Consider the following 14,614-nt stretch of genomic DNA (forward strand, 5'->3'; position numbering starts at 1 on the left):
GCGTTGTACTGGTTGTCGAAGGGAAAGGACCACCACATGATCTCGAGCTCCCACCGCACCCGCACCAACGACGGGATCGACGGCAAGGACTCCGTCGGGTTGTACCTGGACGGCATCGCCAAGACGCCGCTGCTGACCGCTGAGGAGGAGGTGCGGCTCGCCCGCGAGATCGAGGCCGGCCTGTACGCCGACGCCATTCTCGCGAAGACGGTCACCTCCAAGGAGCGTGGCGGCCGGTCGGCCGTCAAGGCGTCCGCCGAGGAGCTGCAGGCGATCTCGGAGCGCGGCCAGCAGGCGATGCGCCAGTTCGTGACCGCGAACCTGCGGCTCGTCGTGTCGGTCGCCCGCAAGTACGGCCGTTCGCAGATGCCGCTGCTCGACCTGGTGCAGGAGGGCAACACCGGCCTGATCCGTGCGGTCGAGAAGTTCGACTACACCAAGGGCTTCAAGTTCTCCACCTACGCCACGTGGTGGGTGCGCCAGTCGATCAGCCGCGGCATCGCGCAGCAGGGCCGCATCGTCCGCCTCCCGGTGCACGTCGCCGAGCAGATCAACCAGGTGTCCGCCACGCGGCGCGACCTGGAGCGTCAACTCGGCCGCGAGCCCGAGGTGGAGGAGATCGCGGCGCAGCTTGACCTCGAGGTCGAGCGCGTCGTGGAGCTGCTCCGCCTGGCCCGCGAGCACGTGTCGCTGGACGCGCCGGTGGAGGAGGACGGCGACACCGCGCTGGGCGACCTGCTCGCCCGCGATACTGCCCCCGGCCCGGACGAGATGGTGCTGGACGCCGAGGAGCGTGGCCGCCTGGACGCGCTGCTCGCCAGCCTCGACGAGCGCTCCGCCGACGTGGTCCGCCGCCGGTACGGCCTGCTCGACGGACGCCAGGCCAAGCTCGCCGACATCGCCCAGGTCTGGGGCATCACCGCCGAGCGGGTCCGCCAGATCGAGCGTCAGGCGATCGCGAAGTTGAAGAACCACACGCTGGCGGCCTGACCCCCAGCAGGCACCGACGGGCACCCCATCACCCCACACCACCCCGCACGACCGCGCGAGCCGCTCCACCTTCGGGTGAGGCGGCTCGTTCGTGGTTCAGGGCACGCGCAGTTCGGTGGCCGGATCCCGTCGGCTGGCGAGGATCGCCGGGGCCAGCGAGGCGATCAACGCGAACGTCAGGGTCCAGATCGTGACGGCCAGGGAGAACCGCACCCCGGGTTGAGGTGCTCCGGTCACGGCAAGGACGACGCCGGACGCCATCACCCCGGCCGCCGCCCCCACCAGCACGAGCAGGGCCGTCTGGGTGAGCTGCAGCGCCACGATGAACCCGCGGGAGGCGCCGAGGGCGCGACGGCGTCCGAAATCCTTGCGCCGCATGAGGACGAGCGCCGTCTGCAACGCGGCGACCAGCACGGCCGCCACGCCCACCAACCCCACGATGAGGGAGCGGGACAGCGCGGACATCTGCGCCTCCACCAGGGAGCGCAGCTCAGCGAGGTCACTGCTGGTCGACACGGTCGCCATCCTCGGGTCGTCGAGTGCCAGCAGGGATGTCACCACGGGGGTGAGGGGAGCCACCATGTCCGGACTGGCCGCGATCACCACGACCACGGCCAGCGGCTCATCACCGTGCGGCGTGGCGGGCACGAGCACGAGCGGTTCGAACTCCAGCAGCGCGGGGGCCGGCCCCACGGCAGGCGCGACGCCGAGCGTGTCGCCGTTGGTCAGGGAGAGTTCGCCGACGCCGTACGGCATGCCGAGCGCGTCCAGCGCGGTGGCCGAGGCATAGGCCGTGTGGCTGACCGGCTGGGCGGGCATGCCCGCCGCCCGGAGATCGTCCGAGTAGAGCTGGCGCACCGGAACGCCGGCGGCGTCCGGCACACCGGCGTTGCGCCCGTCGACGATCGGGGAGAGCCCGCCCAGCCAGGCGATCTGGTCGACCGCGCGGAGCCGCTGGAGAAAGCCGGTGGTGAGGCCCGAGTCGGTATCCGCCCGGACGACGATGGCCCGGGTACCGACGCTGTCGATGCTCCTCAGCACCTCCTGCTGCGCCGCGACCGTGCGTCCCGACGTCAGCGTGATGGCCACCACCACCGCCGCCACGAGCAGGCACGTCAGGCTTGAGGCGACCCCCTGCGAGCGGGCCGCGGCCCACGCCTCGCGCACGAGGGCGGTCACAGGCGAATTTCCTGGTCGCAGCTGGCGGCGACGGCGTCCGAGTGGGTCACGATGGCCACCACACCCCCGTCGCGTGCGTGCTGGCGCAGCGCGCCCAGCACGACGGCGCTGGACTCGGGATCGAGGTTGCCGGTGGGCTCGTCGGCCAACACGATGCTCGGCTCCCCGATGAGTGCACGACACAGGGCGATGCGCTGGGCCTGGCCGCCGGAGACCTGGCCGGGGCGCCGATCGACGGGCACGTCGACACCGAAGGCCGCGAGCAGGGCGGGGACCCGTCCGCTGGCAGCCTTCCGGTCGCCGCGGCGGTAGAGCACGGGTTCGGTGACGTTGTCCGCGACGGTTCGGGTGGCGTCCAGGGCGGCGTCCTGGAACACGAAACCGAACAGCTCGCTGCGCAGGGCCGCGCGTTGGGTGTCGCCCAGCGTGTCCACCCGCTCCCCGTCGATGAGGACGCTGCCGCTCCCGGGCGTCAGCATCAGGCCGAGCAGGTACAGCAGGGTCGACTTGCCCGAACCGGACGCGCCGGTGATCGCCGTGACCTGTCCCGGGGCGAGCACCGCCGACCAGTCGACGATGGTCGTGCGCCGTCCGTCGTAGGAGAAACAGAGGTCGCGTGCCACGAGCCCCTGCGTCAGCGGTTTCATGGCCGCCGAACCTGCACCGGGGTGCCGAGCGGAACGCCCTCGATGAGCGACATGCCGCGTGCGGACGCGATGACCTGCACCGATCGCAGCCCGCCCTGGTAGTCCAGGACGGCGGGGCTGCCGTCGGCTCCGGTCACGATGGCAGCGGTGGGCACCACCAGGCCGGACTGCTGGGCGACGGTGACCACGGTGGCGGCCAGGCGGCTCTCCCCGGCCACCGGCACCGACGCGCAGGCGTCAGCACACACCGGTCCGCCCGCCTCGCCGGTCAGCGCGATGGAGAACACATCGGGGGATTCACCGGGTCTGGCCGCCTCGGCGGTCGCCGGCCAGGAGGACCCGTCCGGAGCCGTCACCTGCACCTGCGTCCCGGGAGGAATCAGCACGGCCTGGGACGCCGCGACCGGCAGGGTGAAGGCCGGGGCGTCCTCCAGGACTGAGATGGCGGCCTCCCCTCCGGCGAGCCGATGACCGACCTGGACGACCGCCGGGTCGAACCGCACCCGGGCCGGCAGCGTGGGCAGGAACACGACGTCACCCGGCGCCACCGCGCCGGTGACCGGCACCCCCAGCGACCGCTGCCACGCGCGGATCGCGCGGGTGGTGCGCGCGTCCACGCGACCGTCGGCAGCTCCCTCCAGGAAGCCGAGCTCGCCCAGCATGGTCTGCACCTGGGCGACGTCATCTCCGCGGACGCCCTCTTCGATCGCGCGGAAGGCAGGCACCACGCCGCGCGCCGCGACGATGGGGCGCAGGTCGACCCGGTACAGGGTGTGGCCTTGGTCGACCGGGCTCGTCCCGTCCGTGTCGACGGCGGTCACCATGCCCGCCGCGGCGTTCTCGACCGTGTGGGTGGCGGGCCAGGTGACCACCGTGTTCAGGTGGATCGACGCGCCCACCTCCCCCTCGGTGACTTCGACGAGGACGTGATCGGCGCTTCCCACGGCGTCCGCCGACGGACGGAACAACTCGGCCCCCGCCCAGCCGGTCGCCACGCCCAGCGCGAGCGCACCTGTCACGAGGAGGGGCACCTGACGCCGATGACCGCCTCGTGAGGGGCGTGCCCTCACGGGTACGCAACCGGGCAGTCGCGCTCAAGTGCGAGCACCTGCTGGTTGCCCATGTCCGGCGGCAGATCGCTGGACGGGTTCCACTGCCCCTTGATCTCCGTCCAGGCTTCGTACGATGGCGCGGCAGGAAGCGCGGCTCCGTGCTCGAGCTGGCAGGCCCGGGTGCTCACGAACGCGTCGTAGACCTGGCGGCGGTACTCCTCGGGGGATTCGTCGAACGTGGGCTGTGCGGGGGCGGACGCCCAGCACTCATTGGAGTCGGCCTCGTACTGGAGCTCTTGCCCTGTCGGCGCAAAACCGTCAACGGATCCGTCCTCGGAGACGGTGACTTCCCAGCCTCGCTCCAACAGGCATTGCTGCACGATGGCACCCGCGTCGGCGGGCCGGGACACCTGCGTCGGTGGAGGCGTTGGCTCTGCTCCGGTACAGCCAGCGACCGCCACGACGCCCAGGAGTGCCAGGGCGCTGAATCGTCGTACCCCATTCACCGAAGCGAACCGGCAACCCCCCAGACGTCGGCTCTGATGGCGGCTGTCACGCGCGTCATCACGCGGCCACCGAACCGACGTCCCACTCATGTTGAGCCCTTCCTTCGCCGTGCCTTCGCGGAGGCACCACCATAAGCGGGGAGCGACCCTGGGCGCCATGGCACCAAAGTGCCAATCCCGAGGGCTCGACCGCGCGTCGTCCGGCCCTCGTGGCGTCCGGCCTGGTGGGCTTCAGCCCGCCTCGCCGTCCACCAGGCGGATCAGACCCTCCTGTGAGGTGGACGCCCCCAGCACGCCGGCCTGGTCGTAGAGCTGACCGCGGGCGAACCCGAGCCCGTTGGCGGCGTTCGGGGAGCTCTGGTCGTACAACACCCAGCCGTCGGCGCGGATGTGCCGGTGGAACCACATCGAGTGGTCGACGGTGGCCATCTGCAGTCGCGGTGAGCCGAACGCCTCGGGGTGCGGCAGCGTCGTGACGCCGAGCAGTGTCATGTCGCTGGCGTAGGCGAGCACCATCTGGTGCAGCCGCGGATCGTCGGGCATCTCCCCCACCGTGCGCAGCCACACCTGCAACCGGGGGCCCTGGCTCAGCTCGCGGTAGGAGGACCCCACGTGGCGGGTGTCGAGGGCCGCCCACTCGCGCTCCCACATCTCGGCGGTGCGGGGCGACCGCGTCCCCAGTACCTGCGACAACCGGGGGCACTCCTCCGGGGGGATCGGTGGCTTGCTCGGCATCGCGGCGTGGTCCAGCCCGTCCTCGGCCACCTTGAAGGAGGCGGACATGACGAAGATGTCCCTCCCCGACTGGGACGCCGTGACGCGACGCGTGGTGAAGGACCCCCCGTCACGGGTGCGCGCCACCGTGTAGTGGATGTCGGACGCCGTCGAGCCCGGCCGCAGGAAGTAGCCCTTGAGCGAGTGGCACAGCCGGTCGTCCGGCACGGTGCGGTACAGCGCCGCCAGCGCCTGGGCCATCACCTGGCCGCCGAAGGTTCTCTGCTGCTCGGTCTCCGGGTGGCGTCCGGCAAAGAGATCGGTGTCGAGGCGCTGCAGATCCAGAAGGTCCAGGACCTCACTGATGTGGTCCATGGGGGACCCTCCCCTCTCGTCGCCTTCGTGTGCGCAGGGTGCGCCCACCCCGTGATGATGGTCCTGCCACAGTACGGGCATGCTCGCTACCGTGGAGCAATGCCCACACAGACACTCTCCGTCGGAACGGAAATGCAGTTGCTCCTGCTGGCCGATCCCGCCTGGATGCGCCGCTGTGCGGAGGCGGGGCTGGACACCGACATCGTCCTCGATCCGTCCTTCTACCCGGCGCTCCTCGAGTCGGGAGAGGTCGTCGTGTTCAACACCGGTGAGGACAACCTCTTCACCGTCGTCATCACCGATGACCCGGACGGGCGAAGCCGCCACGCGTGTGCGGACCCTGCCGAGTTCGTGCTCCAGTCCAGCGGGCGGATGCTCTTCATGGGCAACGGGGAGTTCGACCAGCTTGGTGAGGGTCGCGGTGTCGGCGACGGCAACTACTCGGGGTGGGTGGACCTGCCCACCGGGACGTTGGCCGTCAGCGTGCACGCCGTGACACGGCACGACGACCCCGACGGCCCGGACTTCGTGGTGTTCGCCCGGCCGGCACCGGTGGACTTCCGCCCCACTGAGCGTTTCGGCATGCCCACCATCACCGCCGACGGGGTCGAGGAGGCTGACCCGGAGCCCATCGACGACTGGTACGCGCGGACGCGCACCGAGGGGGACAGGGACACCGACCGCAAGGCGTCCGGGAAACTGCAGTTGCCCGTGCGGTTGTTCCCCGAGGTGATCATCGGCCCCGATTCGTCCGTGACGCAGAGCCGGTCCGACAGTTCTTGGGACATGTCCGGTCACGGGGGCCTGCGGCCCTTCATCGCGGTGGCCACGGAGGGCGAGGGCGCGCCGGGGTGCGTCATGGAGTGCCAGAGCCAGCGCCGACGCGGCGCCACGGAGAAGGACGTGACCTGGCGGGTCCAGGGGTTCGGCCGGGTCGAGACGAAGGGCTCCACGACGGGCCGGACCGCCGCGCTCGTCGCCTGCCCCCCGCCGGTGCCGACGGAGCCGCCGCTCGATGTGGAGAGCATGCGGGCCCAGCTCATCAGCTGGCTGCGCGCGCATCCTCCGCAGCCGCCCACCCGCCGCATGCGCTCCGAGGCCGTGCTGCTCAGTCACGCGACCGCGATGCGGACGGCCACGGGACTCCTGGAATGGGCCTTCCGCGCCCTGCCGCTGCCCCTGGCGGTGGTGCTCCCCATGGCCGTGGCCGATGATGCCCAGCGCTGGCAGCTGCTGACGGACTTCTACGGTCGGCTGGAGCAGTGACCCAGGGCACGCCCGCCGCTGCCCCTTGAGACTCGCGCGGGGCGGGGCGCGCGGGTCATCGCTGCGGCCCCCGCGGCTCCCCCTGCTCGTCGCCATCCTGCTCGGCGAGGAACTGCTCCACCGCCGCACCGATCTCGTCCACCGACGGCACGGATGGGCGCTCGGAGGCCTCCATCTCGTCGTACTGGCGCTCCAACTGGGCGACCAGCGGGCCCAGCTCGCCGTCGCCGGCCACCTCCTCCTCCAGCGCCGCGAGCGACTGCGTGGCGATCGAGGCGAGGTTGCCGGGCGGCAGGTCGAGCCCGGTGGCGTCCCGCACCCGGTCGAGCGCGGCCAGCGCCGCCGGGGCGTAGGTGCCGGGCGCGAGGTAGTGCGGCACGTGGGCGACGAACCCGCGCCCGAGCAGCCCGCGCTCCCCCGCGCGGAATTCCAGCATGGAGGCGAAGCTGCCGGGGACCGTGACCCGGTCGATCCAGACCGGGTTGTCCGGGGCGAGTTGGGGATCGGTGGCGTGGGCGGTGACGAGGGTGGGGCGGGTGTGCGGCACGCCCATCGGGACGCCCTGCGCGGTGACGAGCTGGGCCACGGCGAGCTCCCCGGCCAGGCCGAGGATCGCCGCGCAGGCACGGTTCCACTGCGTGTCGGGCTCCGGGCCGGTCAGCAGCAGGAAGACCCGGCCCGAGGCGTCCTCCACCTTGTGCAGCACCAGCGCCACGTCGTCGAGCGAGGTCCAGGTGTTCGTGTCGAACACCATGGCGGGACGCCGCGAGCGGTAGTCGTGCAGCTGGTCGTGATCGAAGACGGCCAGCTCGGTGGCCGTGAAGTCCTCGCGGAGGTGCTCGCCGAGCTGGCGGGCCACCTGGCCGGCGTCCACATAGCCCTCGAGCAGGTGAATCAGCACCGGCTGCTCTCCGGCCAGGCTCTCCTTCACCTCGGGGCGGACGGTGTACAGCTCCCTCGGATCCAGCATGCGGGCCACTCTAGTGGGCCGCCGCAGCCCGCAGGTCAGCCCGACGCGTTCAGCTCAGCGCGGCCAGGGCCGAGCGGACGCGCTTGGCCGAGACCGGGGCGGCGGTGCCGAGCGACTGGGCGAAGAGGCTGACGCGCAACTCCTCCAGCAGCCAACCGGCGTCAGCCACGGCGGGCGGCAACTGACCGACCGGATGGCGCTCCAGCACCCGGCCGTAGGCGTCCTCGAGCTCGGTGATGACGTCCAGGCCCTGCTGTTCTCGCGCCGGATGGGTCGCGCGGCTGCCGAGGCGCACGACCACGGCGTGTAGGTAGCGCTCGAGGCGTCCGAAGTGGGGCTCGGGGGTGGCGGCGATGAACCCGTCGAACACCAGGTTGTCGAGCTGGGCGGTGACGTCGGCGCGCGTGTCGCCGTCCGGCAGCGCGTCGACGAGGCGGCGCGCCTCGGCGTGACGGGTGAGGACGCGGGCGGCGGTGGTGACCACCGCCTGCATGCGGTCGGCCACGTCGGCGCGCACGGCGTCCTTGAGCTGGGTGAAGGCGGCCTCGTCACGGACTGCCGTGGGGTCGGCGATGCGCGCGGCGATGAGGTCGCCGGTCGCCTTGAGGCGGGCGTCGGCCAGCGCCGCGTTGAGGTGGGCGTACGGGCCGGAGGCCAGCGCCACCTTGTCGGCGTTGGCGAGGCGGGCGAACACCGAGCGCGCCGGGTCGGGCGTCACGAGCGTGACGAGCCGCCGCAGGCCGAGCGGATGCCACTTCTGGGCGCGCGCGGCGGTGTTGGCGATGCGGACGCCGACGCTGGCGCCCTGGTCGACGAGCGCCGGATAGCCCACCAGCGGGGTGGGCTCGCGGGCGATGGTGGTGTCGAGCGGCAGGGTGCCGAACTGCCAGCTGGTCGCGCCCGGGTGGGCCAGGTCGGACGCCGCCGCGTTGAGCCGCTTGGCCAGACGCGGCGCGAACTGGTCGCGCAGCGAGGCGAAGTCCTTGCCGGCGCCGAGGGTGCGGCGACCATCGGTGATGACGTAGCGGACGCTGAGGTGCTCCGGCAGCGCGGCATGGTTGAACTGGGCGGGGTCGACGACGTCACCGGTGAGCTGGGTGAGCGCCCGGGCCAACGCCCCGGGGAACGAGCCGTCGGTCGGGTGGTCCTCCAGCCAGCTGAGCGCGCGGCGTCCCCAGTCGGGAGCCGGCACGAACCGCGTCCGCACGGCCTTGGGCAGCGAGCGGATCAACTCGGTGGCCAGCTCGTCCCGCAGGCCCGGCACCTGCCAGGTGAAGGGGGCGGCGTCCACCTGGTTGAGGACGCCGACGTCGATGTCGACGCTGACGCCGTCGGTGCCCGAGCCGGGGTCGAAGGTGTAGGAGACCGGCAGGTCAGCGGGGCCGACCGTCCAGCTGTCGGGGAAGGCGTCGGTGTCGACGGCGGCATCGCCGACGAGGTCGCCGAGGCGCAGGTCGAGGAAGGCGTCGTCGGCGCGGCGCTGGTCGCGCCACCAGCGGTCGAACGCGGCGACTGAGGTGATGTCGGCCGGCACCCGGGCGTCGTAGAAGGCGTAGATGGCCTCGTCGTCCACGACGATGTCACGGCGGCGGGTGCGCTCCTCCAGCTCGGCCGCCTCGGCGCGCACCTTCTCGTTGCGGGCGAAGAAATGGTGGCGGGTGCGCCAGCCGCCCTCGACGAGCGCCGAGCGGAGAAACACCGCCCGGGCCACCTCCGGATTGATCTTCGCGTAGCTCACGGTGCGGTCGGCGATGATCGGGACGCCGAGCAGCATCACCTTCTCGGTGGCCACGCACTGCCCGCCGCGCGCCGACCAGCGGGGCTCGGAGTACGTGCGCTTCACCAGGTGCTCGCCGACGTCCTCGACCCACTCGGCCCGGATCGGCGCCACCGTGCGCGCCCACAGCCGCGTGGTCTCCACGAGTTCGACGGCCATCACCAGCGGTGGTGTCGCCTTCGCCGCCGCTGAGCCGGGCTGGATCGCGAACCGCGTGCCGCGGGCGCCGCCGTACTCCGCCAGTGGACGCCGCCCGCGCGGGGTCGGCTGCTGCCGGGCGCGCTCGTCGAGCAGCCCGACGTGGCTGAGCAGGCCGGAGAGGACGGCGATGTGCACGGCGTCCCAGTCGGGCGCCGTGCCCTGCTGGTCGTCGTCGCCCAGCCGGTTCGGCTGGCTGCGCGGGCCGTCGGCGTCCCGCGGGCCGGATGCGCGCGACGACCGGCCGCGGCCGGCGCGCCGCTTCACGTCCTCGTGGCTCTGGGGGCCGCTGCGATCGAGGTTGAGCTCGCCGGCGATCTCGCGGAGCTGGCTCACCAGGTCCTGCCACTCGCGGATGCGGAGGAAGTTGAGATACTCGTCGCGGCACATCCTGCGGAAGGCGTTGCCGGACAGCTCGGCGCGCTGGTTGCGCAGGTACTCCCAGAGCCGCCACAGGGCGGCGATGTCGGAGGCGTCGCGGTCGGAGTCCGACTCCCCCGACGCCCAGAACCGGCGGTGCAGGGCGTCCGCCTCGGCCTGCTTCTCGGCCGGACGCTCCCGCACGTCGGGGATGGCCAGGGCGGCGACGATCGGCAGGACGTCCCAGGTGACGCCGCGGCGTCCGGCCTCGACGAGCATGCGGCCGAGCCGCGGGTCGACGGGCAGGCGGGCCAGGAGGCGTCCGGTGCGGGTGAGTTGGGTGGCGCCCGCCGCGTCGTCACCGGCGAGGGCACCCAACTCGCGCAGCAGGCGGACGCCGTCGCGCACCTGGCCGCGGTCGGGCGGCTCGACGAAGCCGAAGTCCTCGATGGCGCCGAGCCGGGCGTCGGCCATCTGCAGGATGACGCTGGCGAGGTTGGTGCGCAGGATCTCGGGCTCGGTGAACTCCGGGCGGGCGAGGAAGTTCTCCCCGGAATACAGGCGTATCGCGATGCCGGGCCCGAGGCGTCCGCACCGGCCGGCGCGCTGGTTGGCACTGGCCTGGCTGATCTCCTCGATCGGCAGGCGTTGCACCTTCGTGCGCGCCGAGTACCGCGAGATACGGGCGTATCCCGGGTCGACGACGTAGCGGATGCCGGGAACGGTGAGCGAGGTCTCGGCGACATTGGTGGCCAGGACGATGCGCATGCCGCTGTGGCGGGTGAACACGCGCGACTGTTCGGCCGCGGAGAGGCGGGCGTACAGCGGCAGGATCTCGGTGTTGCGCAGTTTGAGCCCGGCGATGGCCTCGGCGGCGTCGCGGATCTCGCGCTCCCCGGAGCAGAAGACGAGCGCGTCGCCCTCGCCGAGGGCATGCAGCTGGGCGACGGCGCGGGTGATGCCGTCCACGAGCTCTTCGCCCTCGGCCAGCGGCTCGTGGACGATCTCGACGGGGAACGTGCGCCCGGAAACCTCGACGACCGGGGCGTCGTCGAAGTGGGCGGCGAAGCGGGCGGTGTCGATGGTGGCCGAGGTGATGATCACCTTGAGGTCCGGGCGGCGCGGCAGGAGTTGCTTGAGGTAGCCGAGCAGGAAGTCGATGTTGAGCGAGCGCTCGTGGGCCTCGTCGATGATGATCGTGTCGTAGGCGCGCAGGTCGCGGTCGTGGCTGATCTCGGCGAGCAGGATGCCGTCGGTCATGAGCTTGACCTTGGTCTGGCGCGACGCCTGCCGGGTGAAGCGCACCTGGTAACCGACGACGTCACCGAGCGGGGTGCCCATCTCCTCCGCGATGCGCTCGGCGACGCTGCGGGCGGCGATCCGGCGGGGCTGGGTGTGGCCGATGCGCTCGCGGCCGGCCAGCAGGGCGATCTTGGGCAACTGGGTCGTCTTGCCCGAGCCGGTGGCGCCGGCGACGACGACGACCTGGTGGGCGTCGACGAGGTCACGGATCTCGTCGACGGCGGCCGAGATCGGCAGCGCGTCGTCGAAGGTGAGCGTGAGAGGGGTCGCCATGGCCCACCCAGCCTACCGACCCTCCCCCGCGCCCGGCTCCGCCGTTCCTGCGCCGTTCCTGCGCCGACACGCTCACTCCGGGCTCGAACTCCGGTTCCGGAGTCGGAGTTTGATGCCGAAACCGGAGTGTGAGCGGGCCCGGGGCAGGTTCCGTGGCGCCCGGTGCACCCTACGATGGGGCCATGACCGAGGTCCCCGCCCCGCGCTACCGCGCCGGCGACGCCGACCGCGACGCCGCGCTCGAAATCCTGCAGCGTGCCTACGAGGCCGGCCGTCTCACCTTCACCGACATGCAGGAGCGCCAGGACCGCGCCTTGAGCTGCGTCTACACCGACGAACTGCGCCCGCTCGTCGCGGACCTTCCGGAGGGTGACGAGCTGGGCGAGCGACCCGGCGCAACCGTGCTGGTGCCTCGGCGTTCGGTCGTGCCCGAGACCGCGCCTGCCCACGGCGGAGCCAGCCTCACCGTGATGTCCGGACGCGACGTGATGGTGGAATCGGGCACGCGCGATCTCTCCGACTTCGCCTGGTGGGGCGGAAACAACTACGACCTGAGCGAAGCGATGGGCCCCGGCCGGGTCGTGACGCTGCACCTCCATGCGGTCATGGCCGGCCACAACCTGTATGTCCCAGAAGGCGTCCGCGTCATCGACCAGAGCGTCGCGATCATGGCGGGCAACGACATCGACCGCTTCGCCCAAGGAGACGGTTCGAACGGCACCCTGATTCTCAAAGGCGTCCTGTTCTGGGCCGGCAGCGACGTCAAGCTCGCCGGCGACCGCTGAGGCCGTCCCGGGCTGACACGCACGCACAGGGCTCAAACTCCAGCTTCCAAGCTGGAGTTTGAGCCCTGAGTGTGCGTGTCGTCGCCCCTACGGGCCCGCCGGGGGAACCACCAGGCCCGTGTGGTGAGCGGCGAAGGCCAGCAGATCCGCCCACTCGGACGCCACCATCTGCAGCGACTTCCCCGCGCCGTGCCCCGCCGAGGTCTCGATGCGCAGCACCACGGGGGCGTCCCCGCCTTGGGCCGCCTGCAGCGCGGCCCCGAACTTGAAGCTGTGCAGCGGCACGACCCGGTCGTCGTGGTCCGCAGTCGACACCAGCGTCGCCGGATAGGACACCCCGGGACGCACCTTGTGCAGCGGCGAGTACGCCCACGCCGCCTCGAAGCCCTCGGCGGAGTCGGGGTCGCCGTAGTCGCTCATCCACGCCGCCCCGATGGTGAAGCGGTGGAACCGCAGCAGATCGAGGACACCCACCGTCGGCAGCGCCGCCGCGAACAGCTCCGGCCGCTGGGTGAGCAGCGCCCCCACGAGGAGGCCCCCGTTGGAGCGGCCGTGGACGGCGAGCCGCGAGGCGTCCGTCACCCCGGTCGCGATCAGGTGCTCGGCCACGCCGATGGCGTCGTCGAACACGTTCTGCTTGCTCCCCAGCCTGCCTGCCTCGTACCACGGCGTCCCGTACTCGCCGCCGCCGCGCAGGTTCGCGATCGCCAGCGCTCCCCCGGCCGCCAGCCACGCGGACCAGCCGGGCCGGTAGTCGGCCAACACCGGAATCTTGAAGCCGCCGTAGCCGTACAGCAGCGTCGGACGCGGACCCTCGGCCAGGTCGTCGGGCATCACCAAGAAGTACGGCACCTCCGTCCCGTCCGCGCTGGGTGCCCGCTCCCGCAGGACGCGGTACGCCGGCGCCAGTGACGTCGACTCCCCCGCCAACCCGAGCCGCTCCACCCGCGGATCCACGTCACGGCTCTCGGGCAGGTCGACCCGGAACGCCGCGGTCGGCCAGTCGAGCGTGCTGATGCCCACGAAGGCGCTCTGCCGCAGCGGGGAGCCGTCCAGACCCACCAGCGCCCCAGCCGGCAGCGCCAGCTCGACCTCGTCGGTGCCCTCCAACGAGCACCAGGTGACCACCGGCTGGGCGTCGTCGAGGTGGGCCAGCAGCAGCCCGTCCCCGGCCGCCTCGGCACCGATCAGGGTGGCGCGGCGCTCCGGCACCACCTCGGCGAAGGCCACGTCACCGCGCGCGGCCCAGTCGAGATCCACCCGCACCACGCGGCCCATGGGTGCGTCCTTGTCGGTGGTCAGGTAGAGCTGCGGGCCGTCGACGCGCACGAAGCCGTACTCGGCGTCCGCCACGTCGATCACCTTGACCGGTTCACCGATCTCGGTGCGGCCGGCCACCGTCGTCAACGGGTAGGCCCACAGCCGGTTGACGTGCTCGGTGCCACGCCCGATCGTCACCACCAGCCACGCGTCGTCGTGGGAGACCTCGCCGGACGCCATCGTGTGCGGCTCGTCGGGGAAGCTCAGCAACAACTCGTCCTCGCCGTCGAGGCGGTGCACCATGAGCCTCGCCACCCCGAGCCCCGCCGTCGCCGTGCCGCGGGCGTCCGCCGCTTGGTCGAACGTCGTGTACAGGAAGGAACGGTGATCGGGCAGCCAGGCCGGCGAGGAGAACTTCGCCACCACCTCGTCGGACGTGTCCTCCAGCGTGGCCAGATCCTTGACGCGGATCTTCTGCCAGTCCGAGCCGCCCTCGCTCACGGCGTAGGCCATCGCGCTGCCGTCGCGGGCCACCGAGAACGTGCTCAGCGACGCGGTGCCGTCGTCCGACCACGTGTTGGGGTCGAGGACGACCGAACCGCCACGCTCCAGCTCCTCCAGCGAGCCTGCGGTGTACCAGACATCCTGGGCCATGGTGCCGTCGTTGCGGCTGAGGAAGAAGCGGCCGCCACGCACGACCGGGATGCCAGCGCGGGGCCGGGCGACGATGCGCGCCATCAGGTCGGCGAACCAGGCGCGCCCCGGCAGGGCGCCCAGCACGGACTCCGCGAAGGACCGCTGCTCGGCCACCCAGTCGGCGACCTCCGGCGCGTCGGCGTCCTCCAGCCAGCGATAGGGATCGGCGACCTCACGGCCGTGGAGCGTCTCGACCGTCGCGTCGCGGCGGGTCTTCGGAGAAGGCATGGCCGCCAGTCTAGGGCCGGTGCGCGACGCATCCGG

At 72.1% G+C, this 14,614-nt stretch carries 11 protein-coding genes; 3 read left to right on the top strand and 8 right to left on the bottom strand.

Annotation, left to right across the window (positions count from 1 at the left end; genetic code table 11):
- The first annotated feature begins 36 nt into the window (after positions 1 to 36).
- A complete protein-coding gene (locus IFY26_RS05785; protein WP_269779159.1) occupies positions 37 to 990 on the top strand; it encodes a sigma-70 family RNA polymerase sigma factor in 954 nt (317 codons plus the stop codon).
- Positions 991 to 1,086: 96 nt separating this feature from the next.
- Here IFY26_RS05785 and IFY26_RS05790 read toward each other — a convergent pair whose 3' ends face one another.
- The 5 genes from IFY26_RS05790 to IFY26_RS05810 form a co-directional block, all read right to left on the bottom strand.
- Entirely contained in the window at positions 1,087 to 2,169 is a 1,083-nt protein-coding gene (locus tag IFY26_RS05790) for an ABC transporter permease (protein WP_232548054.1), read from the bottom strand.
- The gene (locus IFY26_RS05795) at positions 2,166 to 2,816 is read right to left on the bottom strand and encodes an ABC transporter ATP-binding protein (RefSeq protein WP_232548055.1); all 651 of its coding nucleotides are present in this window, start codon (positions 2,814 to 2,816) and stop codon (positions 2,166 to 2,168) included. Before IFY26_RS05795 ends, IFY26_RS05790 begins: the two co-directional genes overlap by 4 nt.
- A complete protein-coding gene (locus IFY26_RS05800; RefSeq protein ID WP_232548056.1) occupies positions 2,813 to 3,835 on the bottom strand; it encodes a peptidoglycan-binding domain-containing protein in 1,023 nt (340 codons plus the stop codon). The genes IFY26_RS05795 and IFY26_RS05800 overlap by 4 nt, the downstream gene beginning before the upstream one ends.
- Before the next feature lie 47 nt (positions 3,836 to 3,882).
- Positions 3,883 to 4,278 carry a hypothetical protein gene (locus IFY26_RS05805; protein WP_232548057.1) on the bottom strand — a complete coding sequence of 132 codons (396 nt, stop codon included), beginning with the start codon at positions 4,276 to 4,278 and terminating at the stop codon, positions 3,883 to 3,885.
- Between the two features lie 327 nt (positions 4,279 to 4,605).
- Positions 4,606 to 5,463, bottom strand: a complete 858-nt coding sequence (locus tag IFY26_RS05810) for an acyl-CoA thioesterase (protein ID WP_232548058.1) — start codon at positions 5,461 to 5,463, stop codon at positions 4,606 to 4,608.
- A 99-nt stretch (positions 5,464 to 5,562) separates the two neighbouring features.
- Here IFY26_RS05810 and IFY26_RS05815 point away from each other — a divergent pair, with 99 nt between their 5' ends.
- A complete protein-coding gene (locus IFY26_RS05815) occupies positions 5,563 to 6,729 on the top strand; it encodes a hypothetical protein (RefSeq protein ID WP_232548059.1) in 1,167 nt (388 codons plus the stop codon).
- A gap of 55 nt (positions 6,730 to 6,784) precedes the next feature.
- Here the strand turns inward: IFY26_RS05815 and IFY26_RS05820 are convergent, their stop codons facing one another.
- Complete coding sequence (locus tag IFY26_RS05820; RefSeq protein ID WP_232548060.1) at positions 6,785 to 7,699, bottom strand: PAC2 family protein; 915 nt, start codon at positions 7,697 to 7,699, stop codon at positions 6,785 to 6,787.
- A 49-nt stretch (positions 7,700 to 7,748) separates the two neighbouring features.
- Positions 7,749 to 11,609, bottom strand: a complete 3,861-nt coding sequence (gene hrpA, locus IFY26_RS05825) for an ATP-dependent RNA helicase HrpA (protein WP_232548061.1) — start codon at positions 11,607 to 11,609, stop codon at positions 7,749 to 7,751.
- A gap of 182 nt (positions 11,610 to 11,791) precedes the next feature.
- Here hrpA and IFY26_RS05830 point away from each other — a divergent pair, with 182 nt between their 5' ends.
- Positions 11,792 to 12,394: a DUF1707 SHOCT-like domain-containing protein gene (locus IFY26_RS05830; protein WP_232548062.1), complete on the top strand. Its 603-nt coding sequence runs from the start codon at positions 11,792 to 11,794 to the stop codon at positions 12,392 to 12,394.
- Positions 12,395 to 12,481: 87 nt separating this feature from the next.
- Here IFY26_RS05830 and IFY26_RS05835 read toward each other — a convergent pair whose 3' ends face one another.
- Positions 12,482 to 14,578 (bottom strand): prolyl oligopeptidase family serine peptidase, encoded by a 2,097-nt coding sequence (locus IFY26_RS05835; RefSeq protein WP_232548063.1) that lies wholly within the window; start codon positions 14,576 to 14,578, stop codon positions 12,482 to 12,484.
- Between the last annotated feature and the right edge of the window lie 36 nt (positions 14,579 to 14,614).

It is taken from the genome of Propioniciclava soli (genome assembly GCF_014858005.1).
GTDB lineage: Bacteria > Actinomycetota > Actinomycetes > Propionibacteriales > Propionibacteriaceae > Propioniciclava > Propioniciclava soli.